Origin of the sequence: Cupriavidus sp. WGlv3 (genome assembly GCF_023952475.1) — a bacterium.
Classification (GTDB): Bacteria; Pseudomonadota; Gammaproteobacteria; order Burkholderiales; family Burkholderiaceae; genus Cupriavidus; species Cupriavidus phytorum.
Genome location: NZ_JALHRX010000001.1, coordinates 500305 through 526881, shown reverse-complemented (window position 1 = coordinate 526881; position 26577 = coordinate 500305). Strand labels below are relative to the sequence as shown.

General features: G+C 66.7%; 20 protein-coding genes and 1 other RNA gene. 11 read left to right on the top strand and 10 right to left on the bottom strand.

Annotated elements, in window-relative coordinates:
- The first annotated feature begins 9 nt into the window (after positions 1-9).
- Entirely contained in the window at positions 10-957 is a 948-nt protein-coding gene (locus tag MKD38_RS02500) for a DUF1653 domain-containing protein (RefSeq protein ID WP_252674495.1), read from the top strand.
- Positions 950-2080, top strand: a complete 1131-nt coding sequence (locus tag MKD38_RS02495) for a phosphatase PAP2 family protein (protein ID WP_252674494.1) — start codon at positions 950-952, stop codon at positions 2078-2080. The genes MKD38_RS02500 and MKD38_RS02495 overlap by 8 nt, the downstream gene beginning before the upstream one ends.
- On the opposite strand, the gene paeA is transcribed toward MKD38_RS02495, so the two are convergent.
- On the bottom strand, positions 1962-3281 hold the full coding sequence (gene paeA / locus MKD38_RS02490) for a polyamine export protein PaeA (protein WP_252674493.1): 1320 nt from the start codon (positions 3279-3281) through the stop codon (positions 1962-1964). The genes MKD38_RS02495 and paeA overlap by 119 nt on opposite strands.
- A gap of 83 nt (positions 3282-3364) precedes the next feature.
- On the bottom strand, positions 3365-4330 hold the full coding sequence (locus tag MKD38_RS02485; protein WP_252674492.1) for a LysR substrate-binding domain-containing protein: 966 nt from the start codon (positions 4328-4330) through the stop codon (positions 3365-3367).
- A gap of 144 nt (positions 4331-4474) precedes the next feature.
- Here MKD38_RS02485 and MKD38_RS02480 point away from each other — a divergent pair, with 144 nt between their 5' ends.
- From MKD38_RS02480 to MKD38_RS02465, 4 genes are all read left to right on the top strand, one after another.
- Positions 4475-5758, top strand: a complete 1284-nt coding sequence (locus MKD38_RS02480; RefSeq protein ID WP_252674491.1) for a D-amino acid dehydrogenase — start codon at positions 4475-4477, stop codon at positions 5756-5758.
- A 105-nt stretch (positions 5759-5863) separates the two neighbouring features.
- Complete coding sequence (locus MKD38_RS02475; RefSeq protein WP_252674490.1) at positions 5864-6775, top strand: glutamate/aspartate ABC transporter substrate-binding protein; 912 nt, start codon at positions 5864-5866, stop codon at positions 6773-6775.
- A gap of 195 nt (positions 6776-6970) precedes the next feature.
- Complete coding sequence (locus MKD38_RS02470) at positions 6971-7792, top strand: transporter substrate-binding domain-containing protein (RefSeq protein ID WP_062797317.1); 822 nt, start codon at positions 6971-6973, stop codon at positions 7790-7792.
- 106 nt (positions 7793-7898) lie between these two features.
- A complete protein-coding gene (locus MKD38_RS02465; RefSeq protein ID WP_252674489.1) occupies positions 7899-8558 on the top strand; it encodes an amino acid ABC transporter permease in 660 nt (219 codons plus the stop codon).
- 61 nt (positions 8559-8619) lie between these two features.
- Here MKD38_RS02465 and cphA (MKD38_RS02460) read toward each other — a convergent pair whose 3' ends face one another.
- Both cphA (MKD38_RS02460) and cphA (MKD38_RS02455) read right to left on the bottom strand, forming a co-directional pair.
- Positions 8620-11190 carry a cyanophycin synthetase gene (gene cphA, locus MKD38_RS02460; protein ID WP_252674488.1) on the bottom strand — a complete coding sequence of 857 codons (2571 nt, stop codon included), beginning with the start codon at positions 11188-11190 and terminating at the stop codon, positions 8620-8622.
- Positions 11191-11233: 43 nt separating this feature from the next.
- Entirely contained in the window at positions 11234-13867 is a 2634-nt protein-coding gene (cphA, locus tag MKD38_RS02455) for a cyanophycin synthetase (protein WP_252674487.1), read from the bottom strand.
- Positions 13868-14106: 239 nt separating this feature from the next.
- On the opposite strand from cphA (MKD38_RS02455), the gene MKD38_RS02450 reads away from it, so the two are divergent.
- Both MKD38_RS02450 and MKD38_RS02445 read left to right on the top strand, forming a co-directional pair.
- Positions 14107-16401, top strand: a complete 2295-nt coding sequence (locus MKD38_RS02450) for a cyanophycin metabolism-associated ABC transporter (RefSeq protein WP_252674486.1) — start codon at positions 14107-14109, stop codon at positions 16399-16401.
- Complete coding sequence (locus MKD38_RS02445; RefSeq protein ID WP_252674485.1) at positions 16391-16885, top strand: cyanophycin metabolism-associated DUF1854 family protein; 495 nt, start codon at positions 16391-16393, stop codon at positions 16883-16885. The genes MKD38_RS02450 and MKD38_RS02445 overlap by 11 nt, the downstream gene beginning before the upstream one ends.
- Positions 16886-16900: 15 nt before the next feature.
- Here the strand turns inward: MKD38_RS02445 and MKD38_RS02440 are convergent, their stop codons facing one another.
- From MKD38_RS02440 to ompA, 6 genes are all read right to left on the bottom strand, one after another.
- Positions 16901-17302, bottom strand: coding sequence for a hypothetical protein (locus MKD38_RS02440; protein ID WP_062802065.1), 402 nt, complete (start codon positions 17300-17302; stop codon positions 16901-16903).
- A 99-nt stretch (positions 17303-17401) separates the two neighbouring features.
- A complete protein-coding gene (locus tag MKD38_RS02435) occupies positions 17402-18424 on the bottom strand; it encodes a fimbrial protein (RefSeq protein WP_252674484.1) in 1023 nt (340 codons plus the stop codon).
- A 410-nt stretch (positions 18425-18834) separates the two neighbouring features.
- Positions 18835-19193: a transfer-messenger RNA gene (gene ssrA, locus MKD38_RS02430) on the bottom strand.
- 85 nt (positions 19194-19278) lie between these two features.
- Positions 19279-19953 carry a phosphoglycolate phosphatase gene (gene gph / locus MKD38_RS02425; RefSeq protein WP_252674483.1) on the bottom strand — a complete coding sequence of 225 codons (675 nt, stop codon included), beginning with the start codon at positions 19951-19953 and terminating at the stop codon, positions 19279-19281.
- Positions 19950-20708 (bottom strand): bifunctional 2-polyprenyl-6-hydroxyphenol methylase/3-demethylubiquinol 3-O-methyltransferase UbiG, encoded by a 759-nt coding sequence (gene ubiG / locus MKD38_RS02420; RefSeq protein WP_252674482.1) that lies wholly within the window; start codon positions 20706-20708, stop codon positions 19950-19952. The genes gph and ubiG overlap by 4 nt, the downstream gene beginning before the upstream one ends.
- A gap of 115 nt (positions 20709-20823) precedes the next feature.
- On the bottom strand, positions 20824-21477 hold the full coding sequence (ompA, locus tag MKD38_RS02415) for an outer membrane protein OmpA (protein WP_012352078.1): 654 nt from the start codon (positions 21475-21477) through the stop codon (positions 20824-20826).
- Positions 21478-21910: 433 nt separating this feature from the next.
- Between ompA and gyrA the strand changes: the two genes are divergently transcribed.
- The 3 genes from gyrA (at position 21911) to serC (ending at position 26576) form a co-directional block, all read left to right on the top strand.
- On the top strand, positions 21911-24598 hold the full coding sequence (gyrA, locus tag MKD38_RS02410; RefSeq protein WP_252674481.1) for a DNA gyrase subunit A: 2688 nt from the start codon (positions 21911-21913) through the stop codon (positions 24596-24598).
- A gap of 94 nt (positions 24599-24692) precedes the next feature.
- Positions 24693-25256: a DUF2059 domain-containing protein gene (locus MKD38_RS02405; protein WP_252674480.1), complete on the top strand. Its 564-nt coding sequence runs from the start codon at positions 24693-24695 to the stop codon at positions 25254-25256.
- A 162-nt stretch (positions 25257-25418) separates the two neighbouring features.
- The gene (gene serC / locus MKD38_RS02400; RefSeq protein ID WP_252674479.1) at positions 25419-26576 is read left to right on the top strand and encodes a 3-phosphoserine/phosphohydroxythreonine transaminase; all 1158 of its coding nucleotides are present in this window, start codon (positions 25419-25421) and stop codon (positions 26574-26576) included.
- Position 26577 lies beyond the last annotated feature (1 nt).

Here is a 26577-nt window from a genome sequence, read left to right as displayed (position 1 = left end):
TGCACTATCATGGCGATCCGCAACGCAGGACGCCGCACCATGACCCAGCCCTCCGACAAAGCAGCCGCCGCATCGGCCTCCCAGGCCTTTCACGGCGATCCGTCCGAACTGCCGGCCGATCCCGACCTGGTCTACGGCATGCCGTACCGGCATTACAAGGGCGGCGCCTATACGGCGGTAGGCCTCGGCCGCTTCGAGGCCGACCTGGCGCCGGTGGTGGTCTACCGCGCCATGCGCGATCCGTCCTTGCTGTGGGTGCGCCGCGCCGATGTGTTCAGCGAGCCGGTGGCGACGCCGCAGGGCGAGGAGCCGCGCTTCGCGCCGGACTGGCCCGCGGCGATGGCCTGCCTGGACTTCCTGCCGCGCCAGGCGGTGCTCGATGTGCTGGCGCTGCACGACACGCCGTACCGGCGCTACCACGACCGCCGCCATATCCTGGAAATGTTCGAGGCCGCCCATGCGCGCGGCGTGGCGCTGGACCGCGCGCAGGCGCTGGCGGTGCTGTGCCATGACGCGGTCTATGTGCCAGGCTGCGAGCACAACGAAGCCGCCTCGGCCGCCATGATCGAATCTGTTGCGCCGGGTGAAGCACGCGCAGTGCTGGATCGTGCCGCGCAGATCGTGCTCGATACGCGCGGCCATCGACCCAGCTGCGCGGGCGCCGACACCGTGCTCGATCTCGACCTGCTCAGGCTGGCCGCGCCGCCGGACGTGTTCGATGCCCACAGCCTCGACGTCTTCGCCGAGAACCGCGCCCTGCTGGCGGCGCGCACCGGCTTGCAGGGAGATGCGCTGTGGGCCGAGTTCATGCGCCGCCGCGCGGCATTGCTGGACCACCTGGCGCAGCGGCCGCGACTGTTCCTGACCGCGGCGTTCGCCGACTGCGAGGCCCCGGCTCGCGCCAATCTCGCCAGGATCGGCGGCAGCGCCGGCACGGCGGAGGCCTCCGGTGGCTGACGCGCCGGCGCGCGCGGGCGCCCTGGTGCAGGCCTGGCTTACGCCGGGCACGGCGCTGGGGCTGCTTGCGCTGTTTGCGCTGGTGACGTTGCTGCTGCTAAGCCTGGTGCCGCTGCTGGTGGCGCTGTTACGGCCCGTGTTGCGCTGGCTGGACCGCTGGCGCGTGTGGGGCGCGGGCGCACTGTCGTCGCGCGTGGCGGCGCGGCCGCGGCGGCTGGACGCGCTTACGCTGCGCGTGCTCGAGCGCGACGTGGCCGAGCTGCTGCTGGTGCTGCTGGCCGGCGCCGTGCTGCTGGCCTGCGGCAGCGCGCTGTTCTGGCTGGCCGGCGAGGTCGCGGAAAACGCGGACGTGGTGCGCCTCGACCAGCAGGTGTACGCGGCCCTGCGCGCCTTGCGCAGCGACTGGCTCGACCTGGCGATGGTGGCCGTGACCGAGCTGGGCGGCGGGCGCATTTCCGTTGCGGTGGGCGTGGCGGTGTTCGCGTGGCTGTGCTGGCGCCGGGCCTGGATCGTGTCGCTGTACTGGGCGGCCGCGCTGCTCGGCGCGCGCGCCTGCGTGATGGCGCTCAAGCTGGGCATGGCGCGGGTGCGTCCGGCCAGCATCTACAGCGGCCTCGAGTCGTATTCCTTCCCCAGCGGTCACGCCACCAGCAGCATGGTCACGTACGGCTTCCTGGCCTTGCTGATGTGCCTGCGCCAGCCGTGGCGCGTACGCATTCCGGTGCTGGCGCTGACCGTGGTGGCGGTGGCGGCGATCGGCGTGTCGCGGCTGTACCTGGGCATGCACTGGCTGTCCGACGTGGCCGCCGGCTATGCGCTCGGGCTGGCGTGGATCGCGCTGCTGGGCACGGCCTACCGCACGCTGCACGGGCCGGCGCCGCAGGGCTCGGTGGCGCCGTCGCGGCTCGGTGTGGTGGCGGCGGTAGCGGTGGTGGCGGCGTTCGGCTACGTGGCGTGGTTCCGGCTGCCGGACACGCTCGAGCGCTATCGCCAGGCCGGCGCGGCTACGCTGGCGTCGCCGCCGCTTCCGCCTCGGGTGCTGGCGGCAGGCGCGACACCAGCAGCTGGTCGATCTTGTGATGGTCGATGTCCAGCACTTCGAAGCGATAGCCCGCCACGGTGATCGACTCCGACTTCTTCGGGATGCGCTTGAGCGCATAGATCACCAGCCCGGCCGCGGTATCGACGTAATCCTCGCCGGGCAGGGTATCGAGTTCCAGCGCCTTCTTCAGGTCGACCAGCGGCGTCAGGCCATCGACCAGCCACGAGCTGTCGTCGCGCCGCACGATCTGCTCGTCTTCGCTGGAATAGAGGATGTCGCCCATCAGCGCGCCGACGATGTCGTCCAGCGTGACGATGCCCACCACCAGCCCGTATTCGTTCATGACCACGGCAAAGCTCTGGTGCATCTCGCGGAAACGCGTCAGCGATTCGGACAGGGTCAGCGTGTCGGGAATCACCAGCACGTTCTTGTCGTGGTAGCGGCCGATATTGCCCATCACCGCGGCGCTTTCATCGGCCAGCAGCAGCTGCAGGATGTCCTTGGAATCGATATAGCCCTGCACGTCGTCCAGGTCGTGCCCGCACACCGGGTATTGCGCGTGCGGCTGGTTGACCAGCTTGCGGCGCACGCTGTCGGCGGGCTCGTCCAGGCTCAGGTAGACCACCTCGTCGCGCGGCGTCATGATCGCGGTGATGCCCTTGAAGTCGAGCTCGAACACGTTCTCGATCAGATGCAGTTCATGCTTGTGCAGCACGCCGGCCTCGGCGCCGGCATCGACCATCGCGGCGATGTCCTCGGTGGTGATCTGGTCGACCGGCTTGGTCGGCAGGCGCAGCAGCCGCAGCATGGCATCGGCGGCGGCGTTGAAGACCCACACCAGCGGCCTGAGCACGCGCAGCAGCGTCAGCATCGGATCGATCACCGCCAGCGCGCAGGCCTCGGGAAAGGTCATGGCGATGCGCTTGGGGATCAGGTCGGCGAACTGGATGAACAGCAGCGTCACGATCAGGAACGAGCCGATGTTGGCGGCGCGCTGCGCGTGCACCACTTGCATGTAGGGCGACAGCGTTTCGAGCAGCAGGTCGGACACGTGCTTCTCGCCCAGGATACCGGCCAGGATGGCGACGCTGTTGACTCCGATCTGCACGATGGTGAAGAAGTTGCCGGGCTCTTCCTTGAGCAGCAGCACGCGCGTGGCGCGACCGTCGCCGCGTTCGGACAGCACTTGCAGCTTGGTGCGGCGGGCAGCGGTCAGCGCGATCTCGGAGATCGAGAAAAAGGCGCTGACAAGGACGAGCAGGATCAGGGTCAGGACGAACATAGGCAGGATTGCGCTGGCAGGTTGTGCCTGCAGGCGGCTTGATGATGGTGCAGGGCGCGCGCGGCTGTCAATCTGTACTGCCGTCAGTCGCGGCGCCTGGCGGGGGCGGCATCGAAGCTTGCCGTCGGCGCTTCCAGCCGCTGTGGCAGCGTTGCCGCCAGCGCTGCGGCGGCCTGCGCGAACTGCGCGCGCAGATCGTCGGCCAGGCTCGAACCGGCGCGATGGCTGGCGCGCAGCATCTGGATCTCGAACGGCAGCACCGGCGCCACGTCATGCAGTGCCACGCGCTCCGCGCTGGCGCTGAGCGCGGTGTACTGGTCCAGCAGCGTCATGCCCAGGCCGGCGTCGACCAGCGCCAGCGCCAGCGAGTAGGTCTGCACCTCCAGCGTCGAGCGCGGTTCCAGCGCGTGCCGGGCCAGGGTCTGGCGCACCAGCAGGCCGAGCGAGCTGTTGTCGTCATAGCCGATAAAGGCGCGCTCCATCAGCCGCTGCATCGGCACCACGCGGCGGCGCCCGCCGCTGGGCAGCGGCTGCGCGCGCGGCACCGCCAGCAGCATGCGGCCGCTCGCCACCGGCTCGCTCGAGATGGCCTCGTGGCGCGGCGGGGCGAAGGCAAAGCCCAGGTCGATCTGGTTGGCCAGCAGCGCGCCGACGATCTCGTCGGTATGGTGCGTCAGCACCTGCACCTGGGTGTCGGGGTGGCGCGCGCAGAAGCTGCGCACCGCCGGCACCAGCAGCGGGTTGGCCAGGCTCGGCGTGGCGGCCACGCGCAGCCGGCCCGCACCCTTGTGACGCAGGCTTTCCGAGACCCGGCGCACGCGTTCGATTTCGCCATATAGCCTTTCGACATCCCCGTACAGCGCGTTGGCCTCGGGCGTGGCCTGCAGCCGCCCGCGCACCCGCTCGAACAGCCGGAAGCCGAGCGAGGCCTCGGCATGCTGCAGCACGCGCGTGACCACCGGCTGCGACACGTGCAGCAGGCGCGCGGCCTCGCTGACGGTGCCGGTCAGCATCACGGCGCGGAACACTTCGATCTGGCGCAGGCGCATGGCATCTCGGGCGTGTTGGAAAGGGCGTGGCAAGGCGGCGATGGCGCCCATAGCCTGAAGACATATTCTGGCACGTATTCGCATTGGGCAAGCCGGTGCGGTTGCACTACGCTCTGCCTGATGGATGCAAGCAAAGGAACGGCAATGCAGGTGGTGATCGTGGGCGCGGGCGTGGTGGGGATGACGACGGCATGGCGCCTGGCCGAGGAGGGCCACCAGGTGACGGTGCTCGAGCGCCACGACGGGCCCGGCGAGGAAACCAGCTTTGCCAATGGCGGACAGCTGAGCTACAGCTACGTGGCGCCGCTGGCGGGGCCGGGCGTGATGGCCAAGGTGCCGGGCTGGCTGCTGCGGCGCGATTCGCCGATGCGCTTTCGCCCGGCGGCGGACCCGGCGCAGTGGCGCTGGCTGGCTGCCTTCATGTCCGCCTGCAACGCCGCCACCAGCGAGGCGACCACGCGCAAGCTGCTGCGGCTGGGCTTCTATTCGCGCGACCTGATGCAGGCCTTCGTGGCCCGGCACCAGCATGACGACGGCGGCGCCGGCTTCCATTTTGCGCGGCGCGGCAAGCTGGTGGTGCACCGCGACGCGGCGGCGTTCGCTTCGGCCTGCCGGCTGCTGGACTACCAGGCCAGCCTGGGCTGCGAGCAGCAGGCGCTGGACCGCACTGCCTGCGTGGCGCTGGAACCGGCGCTGGCCGGCATCCGCGACGACATCGCCGGCGCCATCCATACCCCCAGCGAGGAGGTGGGTGACTGCCATCGCTTCTGCCTGTCGCTGGCACGCTTGCTGCAAGATGGCGCGTACGCGGGCGTGTCGATGCGCTTTGGCACCGTGGTGCAAGGGCTGGTGCAGCAGGGCGGGCGCGTCACCGGGGTGCGCACGCCGGCCGGGGTGGTGCCCGCCGACGTGGTGATCGTGTCGGGCGGCATCGGCAGCGTGCCGCTGCTGCGTCCGCTCGGGGTACGGCCGATGCTGTGGCCGCTCAAGGGCTACAGCATCACGGTGCCGCTGGCCGGCGGCGCGCCCGCGCCGCATATCAGCGTGACGGATTTTGCCAACAAGATCGTTTATGCCCGGATCGGCAATACACTGCGGGTGGCGGGCATGGCCGACCTGGTGCGCGGCGGCACCCGCATCGATCCGGAACGGGTCGGCACGCTGGTGGCCCAGACCCGCGCGCTGTTTCCCGGCATCGTGCCGGACCAGCCGCTGGCGCAACTGCAGCCGTGGGCCGGGCTGCGACCGGCCACGCCGGACGGCCTGCCGCTGGTGGGGCCGTCGCGGGTGTCGGGGCTGTGGCTCAACCTGGGCCACGGTGCGCTGGGGTTTACGCTGGCGATGGGCAGTGCCGGCTTGCTGGCCGACCGCCTGGCGGGGCGCCGTCCCGCCATCGACGCAGAAGATTTCGACGCCGCGCGCGCCTAGCGCCGCGGCTGAGCAGGGGTTGTTGCCTTACCGGTAAGTCTGCAGTACCTGAAGCTGTCCATGAAACATGCCTCAATGACCAAGCCCCACTACAAGGAGCGCCACATGCAAACACTGCACCCCCATCGATCCGCCACCCGCCGCGCGCTTGCGGCCGCCACGCTGCTGCTGGCCGCCGGCGCCGCCCATGCCGCCGACGGCGACACGCTGAAGAAGATCAAGGACAGCGGCGTGATCTCGCTCGGCTACCGCGAATCGTCGATCCCGTTCTCGTACACCGACGGCAAGGAGGTCATGGGCTACTCGCATGAGATCCTGCTACAGATCGTCGACAAGGTGAAAAGCGAACTGAAGATGCCCAACCTGCAGGTGCGCCTGACGCCGATCACCTCGCAGAACCGGATCCCGCTGGTGCAGAACGGCACCATCGACATCGAATGCGGCAGCACCACCAACAACCTCGAGCGCCAGAAGCAGGTCGCGTTCTCCAACAGCCTGTTCGTCTACGGCATCAAGATGCTGACCAAGAAGGATTCGGGCGTGAAGGAGTTTGCCGACCTGAAGGACCGCAACGTGGTCACCACGGCGGGGACCACCGGCGAGCGATTGCTGGTCAAGATGAACGGCGAGAAGGCCATGAACATGAACCTGATCAGCACCAAGGACCACGGCCAGTCCTTCCTGATTCTGGAAACCGGCCGTGCCGCCGCTTTCGTGATGGACGAGCCGCTGCTGTACGGCGAGCGCACCAAGGCCAAGAATGCGGCCGAATGGGTGGTGGTGGGCGCGCCGCTGCAGACCGAGAACTACGCCTGCATGTTCCGCAAGGACGATCCCTCGTTCAAGAAGCTGGCCGACGGCGTGATCGCCGACCTGCAGACCAGCGGCCGCGCCGAGAAGCTGTACAACAAGTGGTTCATGGCACCGATCCCGCCGCGCGGCATCAACATGAACTATCCCATGTCGGCCGACATGAAGGCGCTGTTCGCGGCGCCCAACGACAAGGCCTACCAGTAGGGCGGGGCGGGCCGCGCGGGGCGGAACCGGGCCCCGCGGTTATTTAGCCATGATGAATCGATATTTAGCATTCGATAGTGTTTGCGGTAGTGTTGAGCCCGATATAGGCTCATAGCAGCACAACAGCCGGCGGCGCTCCAAAAGAGGCCGGCCGGCGCTGCCCCACACTGCTTATCCGCATCGACTGGAGAACATATGCGATCGCTTCGTACTGGCTGGTTCAAATCCCTGCTGGCCGCTTCCCTGGTGGCCGGCGCCGGCCTGGCGGCCACGGCGGCCCATGCCGCCGACCTGCTGGACACCGTCAAGCAGGCCGGTGTGCTGAAGATCGGGCTGGAGGGCACCTATCCCCCGTTCGGCTTCCGTGGCGCAAAGAACGAGCTGGAAGGCTTCGACGTCGACGTGGCGCGAGCTGTGGCGGGCAAGCTCGGCGTCAAGCCGGAGTTCGTCACCACCGAATGGAGCGGCATCATCGCCGGCCTGCAGGCGGGCAAGTTCGACATCATCGTCAACCAGGTCAACGTCACGCCGCAGCGCCAGCAGGTGCTCGATTTTTCCACGCCCTACGTCTACTCGGATGCGCAGCTGATCCAGCGCAAGGATGACAAGCGCCAGTTCAAGTCGCTGGAAGACCTGAAAGGCCACAAGCTGGGCGTCAGCCTGGGCAGCAACTACAACGACCTGGCCAAGTCCGTGGCCGGCATCGAGGTCAAGACCTATCCCGGCGCGCCGGAGTACCTGCGCGACCTGGCGGCACAGCGCGTCGACGCCGCGCTGAACGACCGGCTGATGGTCGCGTACCTGGTCAAGACCGCCAACCTGCCGCTGCGCCCTGGCGCGATCGTGGCGGGTGCAACCACGCAGGTGGCGATCCCGTTCCGCAAGGACAATCCCAAGTTCGCGCAGGCGATCAACCATGCGCTGGAGGACCTGGCCAAGGACGGCACGCTGGGCAAGCTGTCGGTGAAGTGGTTCGGCACCGATGTGACCAAGCCCGCCGGCAAGCCGGTCAAGTAAGCCGGCCGGCAGGGCGTTATCATGTCGCGGCGCGGCGGCCTGCATGGCTGCCGCGCCGCTTTGCTTTGTGCCCTTTTATTGCTGATCCTTTTCGCGCCGCCACGCCATGTCCGCTCTCCAGCTCGTCGTCGATTCCCTGCCCGTGCTGCTGCAGGGCACGCTGCTGACCATCAAGTTTGCGTTGTGGTCGATGGTGTTCGGGCTGATGCTGGGCACGGTGGTGGCGCTGATGGGCATCAGCCATAGCCGTACGCTCAAGGCGGTGGCGCGCGGCTACGTCAGCATCATGCGTGGCACGCCGCTGCTGGTGCAGATCTTCGTGGTCTATTACGGGCTGCCCGGCATCGGCATCGCGCTGGAGCCGACGCCCGCGGGCGTGCTGACGCTGAGCCTGAATGTCGGCGCCTATTTGTCGGAAAGCATGCGCGGCGCCATCCTGGGCGTGGCGCGCGGGCAGTGGCTGGCGGCCTACAGCCTGGGCCTGACGCCGGCGCAGGCGCTGCGCTACGTGGTGGGCCCGCAGGCGCTGCGGCTGGCGGTGCCGAGTTTGTCGAACAGCCTGATCAGCCTGATCAAGGATACCTCGCTGGTATCGGTCATCACCGTGACCGAGCTGCTGCGCACCGCGCAGGAGGTGATCGCCGCCACCTACCAGCCGTTGCCGCTGTATCTGGCGGTGGCGGCGATCTACTGGGTGCTGAGCACGAGCTTGTCCGGTCTGCAGCACCGGCTGGAGCGCAGGTTGTCGCTGCCCGGGCGGCATTGAGATCCGCGCCAAAGCAAAAGGCCAGCTCCACGGAGCTGGCCTTTGTGCATCAGCGGACCGTTCAGCCCTGCGCGATGCGCCCGGCGATATGCCCCAGCGCCTCTTCCACCTGGTCCACCAGGATCAGGCACAGGTCGCCCGGCTGCAGGTGCGACAGCGCAGTATCGATGGCCAGGAACTCGCCGCGGATTTCCTCGACCTGGCTGGCGCGTTGCGCGCCCTGCAGGCCTTCGCGCAGCAGCGCCAGCACCTCGCCGTCGGCGCGGCCGCGCTGGCACTGGTCCTGGTACAGCACGACCTCATCGAAGGCGCCGCCCAGGATCTGGGTCTGGCGGCGGATGTCGTCGTCGCGGCGGTCGCCCGCGCCGCTGATCACCACCACCCGTCGCGTGGCGGGAATCGATTCGATCGCGTTGCACAGCGCCAGGATGGCATCCGGGTTGTGGCCGTAGTCGGCGATCAGCGTGGCGCCGCGGTAGTCGAACACATTGAAGCGTCCGGGCGCGGTCTGCGCATCGTTGACGAAGGTGGCCAGCCCGCGGCGGATCACCGGCCAGTCGATGCCCAGCGCCCACGCGGCGGCGATCGACGACATCGCATTCTCGACCTGGAAGCCGATGGTGCCGTTGCGCGTCAGCGGGATCTCCGCCAGCGCGATGCGCACTTCGGCATCGCCTTCCGCGGCGACGATGTCGGCGCCGTCGACGAACACCACGCGCTTGCCCTGCGCGCGGTGCGTGGCCATGGCCGGCTGGTCGGGATCGTGTGCGAAGAAGGTGACGCTGCCGGGGCAGGCGTCGGCCATGCGCACCACCATCGGGTCGGCGGCGTTGAGCACGGCCATGCCGTGCGGCGCCACGTTCTGCACGATCACGCTCTTGAGCACCGCCAGGTCTTCCACCGAGTTGATGTAGGACAGGCCCAGGTGGTCGCCTTCGCCGACGTTGGTCACCACCGCCACATCGCAGCGGTCGAAGGCCAGGCCCTCGCGCAGCAGGCCGCCGCGCGCGGTCTCGAACACGGCGGCGTCGACGTCGGGGTGCAGCAGCACGTTGCGCGCGCTGCGCGGGCCGCTGCAGTCGCCGGTGTCGATGCGCTCGCCCTGGATATAGACGCCGTCGGTGCCGGTCATGCCCATGCGCAGGCCGCTGCTGGCCATGACATGGGTGATCAGCCGTACCGTGGTGGTCTTGCCGTTGGTGCCCGACACCGCCACCACCGGGATGCGGCCGTCGTCGCCGTCGGCAAACATGGTCGAGACGATGGCTTCGCCGACCGCGCGGCCCTTGCCGTAGGACGGCTGCAGGTGCATGCGCAGGCCCGGCGCGGCGTTGACCTCGACGATGCCGCCGGCCTGTTCCTCGAACGGCTTGAGCATGGTCTCGCAGACCGCGTCGACGCCGGCGATGTCCAGCCCCACCATCTGCGCCGCTGCCACGGCGCGCGCGGCGATGTCGGGGTGGACGTCGTCAGTCACGTCGGTGGCGCTGCCGCCGGTGGACAGGTTGGCGTTGTTGCGCAGCACGACGCGGGTGCCGGCGGCCGGTAAGGAATCGGCGGTCAGGTTCTGCTTGGCCAGCGTCGCCAGCGCGATATCGTCGAAGCGGATCTTGGTCAGCGAGGTGGCATGGCCTTCGCCGCGGCGCGGGTCGCGGTTCACTTCGTCGACCAGCTGGCGCACGGTATGCACGCCGTCGCCGATCACCTGCGGCGGATCGCGGCGCGCGGCGGCGACCAGCTGCTTGCCGACCACCAGCAGGCGGAAATCATGGCCCGGGATATAGCGCTCGACGATCACGTCGGAGCTGATGTCCGAGGCGACCTCATAGGCGGTCATCACTTCCTCGCGGGTGCGGATGCGCACCGCGACGCCCTTGCCCTGGTTGCCGTCGCGCGGCTTGACCACCACCGGGGCGTCGATTTCCTGCGCCGCGGCCCAGGCTTCGTCGGCGCTGCGCACCGAGCGGCCCAGCGGCACCGGCACGCCGGCGGCGTGCAGCAGGGTCTTGGTCAGTTCCTTGTCCTGGGCGATCGACTCGGCCACGGCGCTGGTGCGGTCGGTCTCGGCCGCCTGGATGCGGCGCTGCTTGCTGCCCCAGCCGAACTGCACCATCGAGCCCTGCGTCAGGCGCCGGTACGGGATGCCGCGCGCGACCGCGGCGTAGACGATCGAGCCGGTGCTCGGCCCGAGGCGCACGTCTTCGTCCAGCTCGCGCAGGCGGTGCAGCGCGTCGGCGAGGTCGAACGGGGTGTCGTGGCGCGCGGCCTGGCACAGTGCCTCGGCCAGTTCGAAGGCGAGCCGGCCGACTTCCTCCTCGCTGTATTGCACGATCACCTGGTAGATGCCGGGCTCGACCGTCTGCGCGGTGCGGCTGAATGTCACCGGGCAGCCGGCGGCGGCCTGCAGGCGCAGCGCGGTCACTTCCAGCACGTGGGCCAGCGACAGCTCGACCGATTCCTCGTCCGGGCGCAGCGGCCCGATCTCGGGGAAGCGGGCTCGCAGCCGGTCTTCGAAGCCGGGCAGGGCCGACAGCATGTTGGCGGTGTCCTGGCAGGCCACGATCGCCTCGATGGCGGTGTGGCGGCACCACAGGTTCGGGCCCCGCAGGGCCCGGATACGGGAGACTTCCATAGAACGGTTTCCGTGTCTTCTATGCGCGGTTGGGCTGGGGGCGTCAGGCGCGGCGGGCAGGCTGGCCCATCCAGTGGTGCACCAGGTCGACGGTGGCGCCGGTGGCGGCCTCGTCGCACTGCAGCACCAGCAGGTCGCCCGGCACCAGCTGGCTCAGGGCGGCATCGATGGCGCTGGCGCGCGTGCCTTCGTCGATGATCTTGGTCACGCGCCGGCCTTCGTACAGGCCCTGCTTGAGCAGCGCGCGCGCCTCGGCGTCGGGCAGGGCGCGCTTGACGCTGCGGTCCTCGCACAGGAACACGCGGTCGAAATGCTGGCCCAGGGCCTTGCCCTGGCGCTTCAGATCGTCGTCGCGGCGCTGCACGCCGGCGCCGTAGACCACCATGCGGCGCTCGGCCGGAAAGCGCTCCAGCGCGGTCGCCAGCGCTTCCAGCGCGGGGGCGTTGTGGGCGTCGTCGACCACCACGGTGGCGCCGTTGCGCTCGAACAGCGTGAAGCGGCCCGGCACGTCGACCTGGCCCACATCGAAGGTCACCACGCCGGCGCGGATCAGGTCATTGGAGATCCCCAGCGCCCAGCCGGCGGCGACCGCGGCCAGCACGTTCTCGATCTGGAACCCGACGCGGCCGGCGTAGGTCAGCGGCACCGCGGCCACGTCCACCAGCGCGGTCTCGCTGTTGCCGGTGGCCAGCACGACCTTGCCTTCGCGCACGTACACCGCGCGCTTGCCCGCGGCGCGATGCGACATGATCGCAGGCAGCTCCGGGGTCAGGCCGAAGAAGATCACGTCGCCGTCGCACAGTTCGGCCATCTCGACCAGGCGCTCGTCGCGCGCGTTGAGCACGGCGGCGCCGTTCTGCAGCACCACGTCGACCTGCGTGCGCAGCACGTTGTACATGCGGTCTTCGTCCTCGACGTAATAGTCGCCGAGATGGTCGGGCTGGTCGAAGTTGGTGACCACGCCGACCTGGCAGCGGTCATAGGGCAGGCCCTCGGACAGGATGCTGCCGCTGTCGTTCTCGAACACGGCGGCCTCGACCGCGCGGTTCATCAGGATGCGGTGGCCGGCTTCCCAGTTGGCGCGGTCGCCGCTTTCGACCTGGCGGCGGTCCAGGAACAGGCCGTCGCTGCAGGCCAGGCCGGTATGCTTGCCCGACAGCTGCAGCAGGCGCGCCACCAGGCGTGCCACCACGGTCTTGCCGTTGGTGCCGGTCACGCCCACCACCGGGATGCGGCCCTGGTCGTCTTCCGACTCGGGGAACAGATGGTTGACGATGGCGCGGCCCACCGGGCGCGGCGTGCCCTCGGCCGGCTTGATATGCATCAGCAGGCCGGGGCCGGCGTTGACTTCGACGACGGCGCCACGCTGTTCGTGCAGCGGGCGCGAGATGTCCTCGGCTACCAGGTCGACGCCGGCAATATCCAGCCCCACCACGCGCGCGGCCAGCGCGGCATGCGCGGCCACGCTCGGGTGCACGCGGTCGGTGACATCGAAGGCGACGTTGCCGTTGCGCTGGATCAGCACGGTGCGGCCTTCCGGTGGCACCGAACTGCCGTCCATGCCCTGGCGCTTCAGTTCCAGCCGTGCGGCGGAGTCGAGCCGCACGCGGTTGAGCGGGTGGTCTTCGGTGCTGCCGCGGCGCGGATCGGAATTGATCTGCAGCTCGATCAGTTCGTCGATGGTGGACTTGCCGTCGCCGACCACGCTGGCGCTCTCGCCCATGGCGGCGGCCACCAGGCGGCCGCCCACCACCAGCAAGCGGTGCTCGTTGCCGGGGATGAAACGCTCGACGATGACGCCGCTGCCTTCGTCGATGGCCACGCCGTAGGCGGTTTCCACTTCCTCGCGGGTCATCAGGTTGGTGAACACGCCGCGGCCATGGTTGCCGTCATAGGGCTTCACCACCACCGGCACGCCGATGTCCTCGGCGGCGTCCCAGGCGTCCTCCGGCGATTCGACCAGGCGGCCTTCCGGCACCGGCACGCCGCATGATTCGAGCAGGCTCTTGGTCAGGTCCTTGTCGCGCGAGATGCTTTCGGCGATGGCGCTGGTGCGGTCGGTCTCGGCGGTCCAGATGCGGCGCTGGCGCGCGCCGTAGCCCAGCTGCACCAGGTTGCCGTCCGACAGGCGGATCGCGGGGATGTCGCGGTCGTCCGCGGCATCGACGATGCAGGCGGTGCTGGGGCCCAGGCAATGCTTGTCGACCAGGCGGCGCAGGTGCTCCACCGTGGCCGCGACGTCGTACGGGCGGTCCTCGATCGCCGCCATGACCAGGTCGCGCGCGCCGAACAGGGCGGCGCGGGTGACTTCCTCGTGCCAGGCGCGCACGATCACCTTGTAGACGCCACGGACCGGCGTCTCGCGCGCCTTGCCGAAGCCGCCCGGCATGCCCGCCAGGTTTTGCAGCTCAAGCGTCACGTGTTCCAGGATATGGCCCGGCCAGGTGCCTTCCTTCAGCCGCTGCAGGAAGCCGCCGCGCTCGCCGATGCTGCAGCGATGCTCGATCAGCGACGGCAGCCAGGCCGACAGGCGCTCGTAGAACCCCGGAATCGTGTTGGAGGGAAAGTCCTCCAGTTCCCCGATATCGACCCATGCCTCCAAAACGGGCCGATATGTCCACATATTCGGGCCGCGCAGCGACATGACATCGAAAATCTCAATGTCCTTCTTTTTCATTGAATTAGCTTGAGGCAGTGGGCGGAACGCCCGAGAAATGGAAGCCTAACCTTTCAGTAACGTTACAGCACGAAGCGGGTTGACTTTCTTGGTGTAAAAGTGATTGTGCAATGCATCAGGGCTACCCGCGCGTTCGTCGTTATGTATACTGCGGGCGAATTCGCGGGCCGCCAGCGCGTGCCCGGCCTAAATTTGTTTCAAGTTATGTCCGCAATCCCTGGACGCACGCCGCGCCATCCATGACCCAGTCCTCCCTGCCTGTCCCTATCGCCACTGCCGCCGATGAACCCTGGCGGGCTGATGCCGGATCGTGGCTCCGACCCGGCGAGACTGTCCTGGCCGGACTGGCACTGGACCTCGACGCGAGGCTGCATTTTACCCAAGGGTGGCTGGTTGTGACGGACCAGCGCATCGTTGCCCGCGCCCCCGGTGAAAAAAATGTGCGGGAATGGAACATCGCCCCGGCGCTGCGCCTGTCGCATACCGACCACGCGGGCGTGGGCACGCTGGAACTGAGCGGCCCGGCAGGCCGGCTCGCCACCTGGCGATATACGCTTGGTTACAATCCCGCCGCTTTGCGGCTGGCGGACCAGTTCGAGGCCCAGCGCGATGCCGCCGCCTCGCAACCGGCCACCGTGGCGGGCGAGGTATTGTGCCCGAGCTGCAAGGCGCCGCTGCCGCCGGACGAGGAACAGTGCCCGCAATGCAGCCGAGAGCTGGAGACGCCGCCGTCGACGTGGGCGCTGCTGCGGCTATGGCGCTTTGCCCGCCCATACCGCTGGCAACTGCTGGGCGGCTTCTTCCTGACGCTGCTGTCGACCGCCGCGACGCTGGTGCCGCCATACCTGACCATGCCGCTGATGGACAAGGTGCTGATCCCGTTCCAGAACGGCGTGCCGATCGACTATGGGCTGGTACGCCTGTACCTCGCAGGGCTGCTCGGCGCGGCGCTGGTGGCGTGGTCGCTGGGATGGGCGCGCACCTACCTGCTGGCGCGAGTATCCGAGCGCATCGGCGCCGATCTGCGCACGACAACGTATGAACATTTGCTCAAGCTGTCGCTGGAGTATTTTGGCGGCAAGCGCACCGGCGACCTGATGGCGCGCATCGGCTCGGAAAGTGATCGCATTTGCGTGTTCCTGTCGCTGCACCTGCTGGACTTCGCCACCGATGTGCTGATGATCGTGATGACGGCGGTGATCCTGGTCTCGATCAACCCGTGGCTGGCGCTGGTGACGCTGGTGCCGTTGCCGTTCATCGCCTGGATGATCCACCTGGTGCGCGACCGGCTGCGTCACGGCTTCGAGAAGATCGACCGGATCTGGTCGGAGATCACCAACGTGCTGGCCGACACCATCCCCGGCATTCGCGTGGTCAAGGCGTTTGCGCAGGAAAAGCGTGAAGTCACGCGCTTCCGCGAGGCCAACAAGCACAACCTGGCGATCAACGACCGCGTTAACGCGGTGTGGTCGCTGTTCACGCCGACGGTGACGCTGCTGACCGAGATCGGGTTGCTGATCGTGTGGGTGTTCGGCATCTGGCAGGTATCGCACAGTGCCATCACGGTGGGCGTGCTGGTGGCGTTCCTGACCTATATCAGCCGCTTCTATACGCGGCTGGATTCGATGAGCCGGATCGTCTCGGTAACGCAGAAAGCTGCCGCCGGCGCCAAGCGCATCTTCGACATCCTGGACCATGTGTCGAGCGTGCCGGAGCCGGCGCGGCCGGCCCGGCTGGACCGGGTCGAGGGCGCCATCGACATGAGCGACCTGGGCTTCCGCTACGGCAACCGCGCGGTGATCCGCGGGCTGAACCTGTCGATCGCGCCGGGCGAGATGATCGGCCTGGTCGGGCATAGCGGCTCGGGCAAGAGCACGCTGGTCAACCTGATCTGCCGCTTCTACGATGTCTCGGAAGGCGCGATCCGCGTCGACGGGGTCGATATCCGCTCGCTGCCGGTATCGGAGTACCGCCGCCATATCGGCCTGGTGCTGCAGGAGCCGTTCCTGTTCTTCGGCACGATTGCCGACAACATCGCCTACGGCAAGCCGGACGCCACGCGCGAGGAGATCATTGCCGCGGCGCGCGCCGCGCATGCGCACGAGTTCATCCTGCGGCTGCCGCACGGCTATGACTCGCTGGTCGGTGAGCGTGGCCAGGCCCTGTCAGGCGGCGAGCGCCAGCGCATCTCGATTGCGCGCGCGCTGCTGATCAACCCGCGCATCCTGATCATGGACGAGGCCACCTCGTCGGTCGATACCGCCACCGAGAAGGAAATCCAGAAGGCGCTCGACAACCTGGTGCAGGGCCGCACCACCATTGCCATCGCGCACCGCCTGTCGACGCTGCGCAAGGCCGACCGGCTGGTGGTGATGGACCGCGGCCAGATCGTCGAAGTGGGCAGCCACGACGAACTGCTGCTGCGCGAAGGCGCGTACTACAAGCTGTACCAGGCGCAGGCGCGCAATGTCGACACCGAAGACGAAGACACCGAAGAGGCCATCCAGATCCCGGAGACTGCCCATGCTCAATGACATCGCCGCCGCCGCGCCGACGCCCGTGTTCACGCTGGACCGCAATCCGTTCGGCCGCCTGGTGCTGATCGCCGAGGACGGCACCGTCCATGAGGGCGTGGTGCCGGTGCGCGCCTTCCCGATCTCGGCGCCGCAGGGCGGCATCGGCATGATGAGCGCGGACGGGCACGAGGTGGTATGGATTCCCAGGCTGGAAGACCTGCCCATCGCCGAGCGCGACATGATCGAGGCGGAGCTGGCCTCGCGTGAATTCATGCCGGAGATCGAGCGCATCGTCAGTGTGTCGACCTACGCCACGCCCAGCGTGTGGACGGTCAAGACCGACCGTGGCCAGACCGACCTGGTGCTGCGCGGCGAAGAAGCGATCCGGCGCCTGGCCGGCAGCACGCTGCTGATCTCGGACACGCACGGCATCCACTACCTGATCCGCGACCTGATGGCGCTGGACAAGCACAGCCGCAAGATACTGGACCGCTTCCTCTGAGGAGCGGCCGGGAGATCAGTGCAGCAGCTCGGACGAATCGTCCTCGTCGTCCCAGTCGTCGTGCATCACCGGCACGTCGGGTGCCATGTCGAACACCATCGAGTGATAGCGCACGCTGAACCACTCGCGAAACATCTTCAGCGATAGTTCCTCGGGCCATGCCGAGTCGTCGAACCATTCGCCGAGCATGAATTCGAAGAAATCCTGCCAGCGCTTTTCGACCCAGTGGACGGCATTCTCGTGCGTGTCGGCCAGCTCCTCGGGCAGCAGGAAGACGCTCTGGTCTTCGCGCACCTGCTCCAGCGTGAGGCCGGCCACGGGCTGGGGATCGACCGCCTGGATCCAGTCCAGGAACGGCTGTTCCGGAACCAGGGCGATCATGGAGCGGTTGATGGTGAAGCGGGGATGGTCGGACATCGCGAAAGCCTTGAAGGACTGCAGCGGGCTATTGTAGTCCTTCGGTTCCGGGATGTAGCGATGAACCATGCCTCCGCTACATCACTGCCGCGCTGGCCCTTATTGGTAGTCCAGCGTAAACACCATCGAACTGCTGACGTTACCCGGCGACGGGTTGCCGCCAAGGCGGGCATAGCGGGCGCCAAATCGATAGGTGGCCGGTACGTTCGCCTGGATGCTCCCCATGGCATTGCGCACCTGCAGGGGTACCGGCGCCGTGCCGCCGGCATTCATGATCTGCACGCCCGTGCCGCTCGCTGCATCGGCAGCGCCGGCGTTGCTGAGGCCGAGGATGCCGGCCGCGGCCGCCATCACCGGCGTGCCGGCGGCGCCGTCCAGCGTCATGCCGACGATGGCTGCGCTGTTGCAGCTCAGCTGGACGGCGAACGGCGTGTTGCCGCCGGAGCCTTGCGTCGCAAGCGTCCTGGCGCTGATCGCAGGCAGGCTCACCGTGGTGGGCGCGACGACATTGCAGGCGATCTCGCGCGTTGCGATAGTGCCGGAAAAGCCGATGTAGTTGTCGCGGTTGCCCGTGCCGCCCAGCGCGCCTTCCAACGACCCGCCATAGACCCCGAAACCGAAGCGGGTCTGGGCGGGGTCGAGATTGCCGGGCGAAATTGGTCCGGTCTTGACGAACTCGATGGTGACCGACACGGAATAGGTCATGTCGGCATTGAGGTAGCCCAGGTTGGCCGCACGGGTGTCGCACCAGACCCCTGCGGCATTGGTCATCGGCTGGCCCGCGGCATTGCGCAGGCGTATGCCGACGCCCGGGACGCCGGTGGAATAGACCCCTGGCTTCACTTCGATACCGGACCCGTAGTAGCACGAGACGATCGGGGCGCCAGGCACCACCCAGGGCAGCACGTTGGCGCAGCTGCCGCTGAACTGGTATTGGCGCACCGTTCCGGGAATCGTGCTGCCTTCTTCAAGGTTGACCGCGATGGCCATGCTGTTGAGGGTCTGGTCATAAGGCAGAGATGGCGTGGCAGTGCACTTCGCATCAGCAAGGTGTGGTGCCGCGAAGCACGCCACCACGACCAGCCAGCGGCGCAGGAGATGGAACAGTTGGGTTCGGTTCATAGCAGGGGTCAGGGATGCGGCTTGCCTTGTCGAACTCCCGCGGGTGCGCGGGAATCCAGCCCATGACAGCCAGCGGCATGCCAGTCAAAGTTCCTTGCTACGATAGGACCCGCACACTCGTGAAGCGATAAGGCTTGGCCTATTTTGGGGTCGGAAATTTTCCCGTCCCTAACCGTCGCACAAAAAGAAAAAGCCCTCGGCCGGGTGGACGAGGGCTCGAAGTGGCAGCGGGCGAGTCGCGGATCGCCCGTATCGCATCATGGGCCTGTGCGGCGCGCCCCGCATCCCCAAATCTGGGGATGTTGTTTTTTCCTGGCGCATGCGGGTGGCGCGGCCGAATAAAGAAAAACCCGCGCAGCCTGAGCTGTCGCGGGTTTCTGGCCCTGCTGGTACTGCATCGGACTGAATACTGGTGGAGCCGGCGGGAATCGAACCCGCGTCCGCAAGCCCTCCACAGAGAGTTCTACATACTTAGTTCTGTCATTTGATTTAACCGGCGCATCGCGGACGAACACGCTCTACGACGGCGAGTCACTAGGTTTTCGTCCCCGGCTTCGTGACCCTTCCGGAGCTTATCTGACGTAAATGACCTCGCGTGGTCTTGCGACCCTAGCCCGTCAGCGAGCCAGTGCGAGGACGGCGGCCCTTAGGCTGCCAGTGCGTAACGTTCGTCGTTAGCAGTTATTGCATTCCCATTGATTAACGAGGTGACGGGTCCTCGGTATGCCCTCCACTGCTTTGTAACCCACGTCGAAACCAGGTCGGCCCCAGTGAGGAAGCTGGATTGTACCCGGTTGGACGCAAGCTGTCTTGGGGAGTTCCAGGCCGGGTCCCCGGATACTGCCAGCGCACTTTCAGGCGACCGCGGCGGGCACCAGCAGCGGGATCAGCTCCGCCGGGTGGCGGATCAGGTGGTCCGCGCCCCAGGCCTCGGGCGGGTCGCCGTCGCCGCAGTAGCCATAGGCGGCGGTCACGGTGATCATGCCGGCGGCCTTGCCGGCCTGGATGTCGCGCAGGTCGTCGCCGACATAGACGCAGCGGCTCGGGTCGACGCCGGCACTCGCGGCGGCATGCAGCAGCGGGGCGGGGTGGGGTTTGGCGTGCGGCGTGGTGTCGCCGCTGACCACGGCGCTGGCGCGGGGCGCCAGACCGATCGCGGCGACCAGCGGCACCGTGAAGCGCGCGATCTTGTTGGTCACGATGCCCCACGGGATGCCCGCCGCCTCGAGCGCGTCCAGCACCTGCGGCATGCCGTCGAACAGGCGCGTGTGCACCGCGATGTCGGCCTCGTAGTAATCCAGGAAGATATCGCGCAGGGCCGGAAATTCGGCATCCTCCGGGCGCAAGCCGAACGCCGCGCCCAGCAGTCCGCGCGCGCCATGCGAGGCAACGGGGCGCAGCTTGTCATAGGCCACCGGCGGGCGGCCGCGTTCGACCACCAGCCGGTTTGCCGCCGCAGCCAGGTCCGGCGCGGTGTCGGCGAGGGTGCCGTCGAGATCGAAGAAGACGCCTGCGATCGCCGCGCTCATGCCGCCACCCGGCGGAACGCCATCAGGTAATTCACGTCCGTGTCGCGGCCCAGGGTATAGACCTGCGACAGCGGGTTGTAGGTCATGCCGCGCATTTCGACCAGGTCCAGGCCGGCTTGGCGCGCGAAGCGGGCAAGCTCGGAGGGCGTGATGAACTTTTCGTAGTCGTGGGTGCCGCGCGGCAGCATGTTGAGCACGTATTCGGCGCCGACGATGGCCAGCAGGTACGCCTTCAGGTTGCGGTTGATGGTCGAGAAGAACACATGGCCGCCCGGCCGCACCAGCGTCGCGCACGCCTGCACGATCGAAGCCGGATCCGGCACGTGTTCCAGCATTTCCATGCAAGTGACCACATCCACGCTGGCCGGCTCGCGCGCGGCCAGCGCTTCGGCGGCGATCTCCTCGTACGTCACGGCGACGCCGGACTCGAGGCTGTGCAGGTCGGCCACCTTCAGCGCCTTGGTGGAGAGATCGATGCCGCGCACGGTGGCGCCGAGGCGCGCCATGCTCTCGGACAGGATGCCGCCGCCGCAGCCCACGTCGACCACCCGCTTGCCCGCCAGTCCGGCGATACCATCGATCCAGCCCAGGCGCAGCGGATTCAGCTCATGCAGCGGCTTGAATTCGCTCTGCGGATCCCACCAGCGGTGGGCCAGTTCGCTGAATTTGTCGATTTCCTTGGGGTCGGCATTCCGGCGCGGCGGGTGCTGGCTGGCGGCGTCGGCTGCGGGGAGGGTGTGCGATTGCAACGTCATCGTATGCGGGTCCGGCGGCGCTGGCCGCGGCGGTGGAGGAAGGGGACAGTCCGGGCAACTGTACCAAAAAAAAAGCCCAGCTTGCGCTGGGCTTCTTGGATCGGAAGGGTTCCGATTAACGTGCGCTGCGGGTGCCGACCACTTCGACTTCCACGCGGCGGTTCGGCTGCTGGCAGGCGATCTGCGACTTGCGGTTGCCCTTGCACGACTTCGGATCAACCTTCAGCTGGCGCTTGCCCTTGCCTTCGGTGTAGACGCGGTTGGCTTCGACGCCCTTGCTCACCAGGTAAGCCTTGACCGATTCAGCGCGGCGGATCGACAGGCGATCGTTGTACTTGTCCGAGCCGAACGAGTCGGTGTGGCCAACGGCGATGATGACTTCCAGGGTGATGCCTTGCAGCTTCGAGACCAGGTCGTCCAGCTTGGCCTTGCCTTCGGGCTTCAGCACAGCCTTGTCGAAGTCGAACAGGGTGTCAGCAGCGAAAGTGACCTTCTCGCTCGAGACGACCGGCGGAGCCACCGGAGCCGGGGCCGGTGCCGCTACGGCCGGGGCCAGGGCGCCGTCGCACAGCGCGTTGGCCGTGGCCGGGGTCCAGGAGCTGTCGCGCCAGCAGAGCTCGTTCGTGCCATTCTTCCACACGTACTCGCTCGTACCGTTGCCCCAGTTGTCGTTCACTGCCTTCTTTTCATAAGGGACGGACTGAGCTTGAGCGGATGCAGCCATTACTGCGGTAGCTGCAACGAGCGCGAGCTTGGCAAATTTTTTCATATTTCTCCTCTCAGGATGAGATCACCGCAGGGTTACTGCGAGCAAATGGACGAAAACAAGTCATACATTCTTCGGAGTATAACATTCTCGATGTGGCGGGTGCTCCACTTCGAACAATGTCTGGCTCTTCGCTGGGGAATTGTGCCACAAGGGTCGTTTCCTAAGAAGTAAATATATTCGATTCGCCGCATGGGTTTTGGGCCTGTGGTGTTTGTGCAACATGGGTCTTGTATCGCCCGCAAAGCCTTGTGGCATCAGGGATTCCGGGTTTCAGCAGCGGCCTCCGCAGGCTCCCGCGGGGCCTGTCCGGAGAGCGCCGGGCAGGGGGTGCCGGCATGTTAGAATGGCACGTTGCCCAGCCGTCAGGCGCCCACTGGCGCCGCGTGCCAAAGGCCTGTCATTTGCTTAAACCTGCCGCATAAACCACGCCGCAATGGATCCATTCGCAAAAGAAACCCTTCCGGTCTCCCTGGAAGAGGAAATGCGCCGCTCTTACCTGGATTACGCCATGAGCGTGATCGTCGGGCGCGCGCTTCCAGATGTCCGGGATGGCCTGAAACCGGTGCACCGGCGCGTGCTGTATGCGATGCACGAACTCAACAACGACTGGAACCGCGCCTACAAGAAGTCGGCCCGTATCGTTGGGGATGTGATCGGTAAGTATCATCCGCACGGCGATACCGCAGTCTACGACACCATTGTGCGCATGGCGCAGGACTTCTCGCTGCGCTACATGCTGGTCGATGGCCAGGGGAATTTCGGTTCCGTGGACGGTGATAACGCCGCGGCCATGCGTTATACCGAAATCCGGCTGTCGAAAATCGCCCACGAGATGTTGCATGACATCGACAAGGAAACCGTCGATTTCGACAGCAACTACGACGGCTCTGAAAAAGAGCCCTCGATTCTCCCGGCGCGTATTCCCAATCTGCTAATCAATGGTTCGTCGGGTATTGCGGTGGGCATGGCCACCAATATCCCGCCGCATAACCTGAATGAAATCGTCGACGGTTGCCTGCACCTGTTGCGCAACCCGCAGGCGACCGTGGATGAGCTGATTGAATTGATTCCGGCTCCGGATTTTCCGACCGCCGGCATTATCTATGGCATTCAGGGCGTGCGCGAAGGCTACCGCACCGGCCGGGGCCGCGTGGTGATGCGCGCCAAGACGCACTTCGAGGATATCGACCGGGGCCAGCGCCAGGCCATCATTGTCGACGAGCTGCCGTACCAGGTGAACAAGCGCACCCTGCTGGAGCGTATCGCCGAGCTGGTCACGGAAAAGAAGATCGAAGGCATCTCGGATATCCGCGACGAGTCGGACAAGTCCGGCATGCGGGTGGTGATCGAGCTCAAGCGCAACGAGGTGCCAGAGGTCGTCCTCAACAACCTATATAAGAACACCCAGCTGCAGGACACCTTCGGCATGAACATGGTGGCGCTGGTCGACCGCCAGCCGCGCCTGCTGAACCTGCGCCAGATGCTGGAGTACTTCCTGGCGCACCGCCGCGAGGTCGTTACCCGCCGCACCGTGTTCGAGCTGCGCAAGGCCCGCGAGCGCGGCCATGTGCTCGAAGGCCTGGCCGTGGCACTGGCCAACATTGATGAGTTCATTGCCATCATCAAGGCTGCGCCGACGCCGCCGATCGCCAAGCAGGAACTGATGAGCAAGGCATGGGACTCGGCGCTGGTCCGCGACATGCTGGCCCGGGCGGAAGGCGAAACACCGGGCGGGCGCGCATCGTACCGGCCGGACGGGTTGCCGGCCGTATTCGGCATGCAGGCCGACGGCCTGTATCGGCTGTCCGACGGCCAGGCGCAGGAAATCCTGCAAATGCGCCTGCAACGCCTCACCGGCCTCGAACAAGACAAGATCGTCCAGGAATATCGCGACATCATGGCGGAGATCGCCGACCTGCTCGATATCCTGGCGCGGCCGGAGCGTATTACCACCATCATCATCGACGAACTCACCGCGATCCGCGCCGAATTCGGCGATGAGCGGCGCTCGCAGATCGAACTGAACGCGACCGAACTGGATACCGAGGACCTGATCACCCCGCAGGACATGGTGGTCACGCTGTCGCACAGCGGCTATATGAAGAGCCAGCCCATCTCCGAATACCGCGCGCAGAAGCGCGGTGGCCGGGGCAAGCAGGCGGCGGCGACCAAGGAAGACGACTGGATCGACACCCTGTTCGTGGCCAATACCCACGACTACATCCTGTGCTTCTCCAACCGCGGCCGGCTGTACTGGCTGAAGGTCTACGAGGTCCCGCAGGGCTCGCGCAACTCGCGCGGCAGGCCGATCGTCAATATGTTCCCCTTGTCGGAAGGCGAGAAGATCAATGTGATCCTGCCGGTGCGGCAGTTCGACGCCGAGCACTTCATCTTCATGACGACCGCGCGCGGTACCGTCAAGAAGACCGCGCTGACCGAATTCTCCAACCCGCGCAAGGCCGGCATCATCGCAGTCGACCTGGACGACGGCGATTACCTGATCGGCGCGGCGGTGACCGACGGCCAGCACGACGTGATGCTGTTCTCGGACGCGGGCAAGGCCGTGCGCTTCGACGAGAACGACGTGCGTCCGATGGGGCGCCAGGCGCGCGGCGTGCGCGGCATGAACCTGGAAGACGGCCAGGCCGTGATCGCGATGCTGGTGGCGCCGGCCGAGACCGCTGAAGAGTCGGCAGATGCGGGCGTGCGCGGCAGCGTGCTGACCGCGACCGAGAACGGTTACGGCAAGCGCACTCCTATCGCCGAGTACACTCGACATGGCCGTGGCACCAAGGGCATGATTGCGATCCAAACGAGCGAGCGCAACGGCCGTGTGGTGGCTGCTGCACTGGTTTCGCCCGAGGACGAAATCATGCTGATCACCACCGGCGGCGTGCTGATCCGTACCCGCGTGGCGGAAATCCGCGAAATGGGGCGCGCCACGCAGGGTGTCACGCTGATCAACGTGGATGAGGGCACCAAGCTGTCCGGGCTGCAGCGCATCGTTGAAAGCGATGCCGACAACGGCGGCAACGGCGAGGAGCCGGACGAAGCCGACGGTGCGGAAGGCGCCGAGGGTGCCGAAGGTGCCGCAGGTGCGGACGCCGACGCTAATCCTTAAGACCAAACGTAAATTGTTGCAACAATAGGACGCCAGCCGGAACTCGCCTCGCGGCTGTCCGGACTAAAACGGACGTATTTACCAGGGAGTCACAATGCTCAAAACCTATCGACGTATCGCTGTTCTGGCTGCTTTTGTTCCGACCTTCATGATGGCGCAGCATGCCCACGCACAGGACGCGGAAAAAACGGCAGCCATCAAGGAACTGCTTTCCGTCATGCAGGCAGACCAGGCTGTGAAGGGCCAGGCAGAGAACTGGCAGCAAGGCGCCAAGCAGGAAGCGCCGCTGGTCCTCGAGCAGGTGCTGGTCGAAAACAAGACCCTGAACGACAAGCAGAAGCAGGCCGCGGTTGAAAAGCTGAAGAAGAACGGCGCGGTTCAGCGTGTGGTGGATGGCGCCGGCACGGCGTTCACTACCGACGCGTTCCGCAAGGACGCGATCCAGGCGCACTACGATGCCTTCGGCAAGTACTACACCACGCAGGAACTGAAGGACCTGACCACCTTCCTGAAGTCGCCGACCGGCCAGAAGTTCATGTCCAACCAGGGCAAGGCAACGCAGGAAATCTGGGGCTCGATGATGCAGAAGTACGGCCCGCAGGTCGGCAAGTCGATGCGCGACGCCGCCGAGAAGGAAATCACCGCCGCTTCGAAGTGATGCCGGCGTGATCCGCAACGGATCCGCCCGTCACCCGTCCGAGCGCGTTCGGACGGGCGCTGTAATCCCGGGGCTGGCCCCCGGGCGCCCAACGGGGCGCGGGTTTGAGGGATAATGGCTGCTTGGGTAACACCGGCAGCCATTTTTCCATCCCCCCGTCTCATGAACGATCCCCAGAATCCCGCTCTTGCCGGCATGATGCAGCGTGCATTGGCCGAACGCGTCTACAACTTCTCGCCGGGCCCGGCAGCGCTGCCCGCCGAAGTGCTGCAACAGGCCGCCGAGGAGATGCTGTCCTGGCGCGGGACCGGGGTGTCGGTGATGGAGATGAGCCACCGCAGCCGCGAGTTCGAAGGCATCCACAACCAGGCCATCGCCGACCTGCGCGAGCTGCTGCATATTCCCGCCAACTACCGTGTGCTGTTCCTGCAGGGCGGCGCCATCGGCGAAAACGGCATCGTGCCGCTGAACCTGATGCGCCTGCGCCATGCCGACGCACCCAAGGCCGACTTCGTCGTCACCGGCACCTGGTCGGTCAAGACCGAGCAAGAGGCCCGCCGCTACGGCGCGGTCAATATCGCGGCCAGTAGCGAGGCACAGAAATACCACCGCATCCCGGACGTGGCGGACTGGAAGCTGTCGGACGATGCCGGTTATGTCCACCTGTGCACCAACGAGACCATCGTCGGCGTGGAGTTCCAGGACATTGCAGACATCGGCCAGGTCAAGGGCGACCGCGTCGTGGTGGCCGATGCTTCCAGCCACATCTTGTCGCGGCCCATCGACTGGTCGCGCGTTCAGGTCGTCTACGCCGGCGCGCAGAAGAACATCGGCCCAGCCGGGGTCACCATCGTGATCGTGCGCGAGGACCTGATCGGCCATGCCCACCCGCTGTGCCCGTCGGCATTCAACTGGCGTCAGGTGGCCGAGCACAACTCGATGTACAACACGCCGCCGACCTATGCGATCTATATTGCCGGCCTGGTGTTCCAGTGGCTCAAGCGCCAGGGTGGCGTGCCCGCGATCGAACAGCGCAATATCGCCAAGGCGTCGGCGCTATACGACTACCTCGACCAGAGCGATTTCTATCGCAACGAAATCCATCCCAGCTGCCGCTCGCGCATGAACGTGCCATTCTTTCTGGGCGATGAATCGCGCAACGAGGCGTTCCTGCAGCAGGCGCGAGCCAACGGCCTGGTGCAACTGAAGGGGCACAAGACCGTGGGCGGCATGCGCGCCAGCATCTACAACGCCATGCCGCTGGAAGGCGTGATGGCGCTGATCGAATTCATGCGCGAGTTCGAGCGGACCTCCGCCTGAC

Coding starts and splice junctions, on each gene's coding strand:
- MKD38_RS02440 (WP_062802065.1), bottom strand. CDS start 17,302: ATGTCCGACCATCCCCGCTTCACCATCAACCGCTCCATGATCGCCCTG.
- serC (WP_252674479.1), top strand. CDS start 25,419: ATGAACGATCCCCAGAATCCCGCTCTTGCCGGCATGATGCAGCGTGCA.
- ompA (WP_012352078.1), bottom strand. CDS start 21,477: ATGAAAAAATTTGCCAAGCTCGCGCTCGTTGCAGCTACCGCAGTAATG.
- gyrA (WP_252674481.1), top strand. CDS start 21,911: ATGGATCCATTCGCAAAAGAAACCCTTCCGGTCTCCCTGGAAGAGGAA.
- MKD38_RS02450 (WP_252674486.1), top strand. CDS start 14,107: ATGACCCAGTCCTCCCTGCCTGTCCCTATCGCCACTGCCGCCGATGAA.
- cphA (WP_252674487.1), bottom strand. CDS start 13,867: ATGAAAAAGAAGGACATTGAGATTTTCGATGTCATGTCGCTGCGCGGC.
- MKD38_RS02500 (WP_252674495.1), top strand. CDS start 10: ATGGCGATCCGCAACGCAGGACGCCGCACCATGACCCAGCCCTCCGAC.
- cphA (WP_252674488.1), bottom strand. CDS start 11,190: ATGGAAGTCTCCCGTATCCGGGCCCTGCGGGGCCCGAACCTGTGGTGC.
- paeA (WP_252674493.1), bottom strand. CDS start 3,281: ATGTTCGTCCTGACCCTGATCCTGCTCGTCCTTGTCAGCGCCTTTTTC.
- MKD38_RS02470 (WP_062797317.1), top strand. CDS start 6,971: ATGCGATCGCTTCGTACTGGCTGGTTCAAATCCCTGCTGGCCGCTTCC.
- MKD38_RS02465 (WP_252674489.1), top strand. CDS start 7,899: ATGTCCGCTCTCCAGCTCGTCGTCGATTCCCTGCCCGTGCTGCTGCAG.
- gph (WP_252674483.1), bottom strand. CDS start 19,953: ATGAGCGCGGCGATCGCAGGCGTCTTCTTCGATCTCGACGGCACCCTC.
- MKD38_RS02480 (WP_252674491.1), top strand. CDS start 4,475: ATGCAGGTGGTGATCGTGGGCGCGGGCGTGGTGGGGATGACGACGGCA.
- MKD38_RS02435 (WP_252674484.1), bottom strand. CDS start 18,424: ATGAACCGAACCCAACTGTTCCATCTCCTGCGCCGCTGGCTGGTCGTG.
- ubiG (WP_252674482.1), bottom strand. CDS start 20,708: ATGACGTTGCAATCGCACACCCTCCCCGCAGCCGACGCCGCCAGCCAG.
- MKD38_RS02405 (WP_252674480.1), top strand. CDS start 24,693: ATGCTCAAAACCTATCGACGTATCGCTGTTCTGGCTGCTTTTGTTCCG.
- MKD38_RS02445 (WP_252674485.1), top strand. CDS start 16,391: ATGCTCAATGACATCGCCGCCGCCGCGCCGACGCCCGTGTTCACGCTG.
- MKD38_RS02475 (WP_252674490.1), top strand. CDS start 5,864: ATGCAAACACTGCACCCCCATCGATCCGCCACCCGCCGCGCGCTTGCG.
- MKD38_RS02485 (WP_252674492.1), bottom strand. CDS start 4,330: ATGCGCCTGCGCCAGATCGAAGTGTTCCGCGCCGTGATGCTGACCGGC.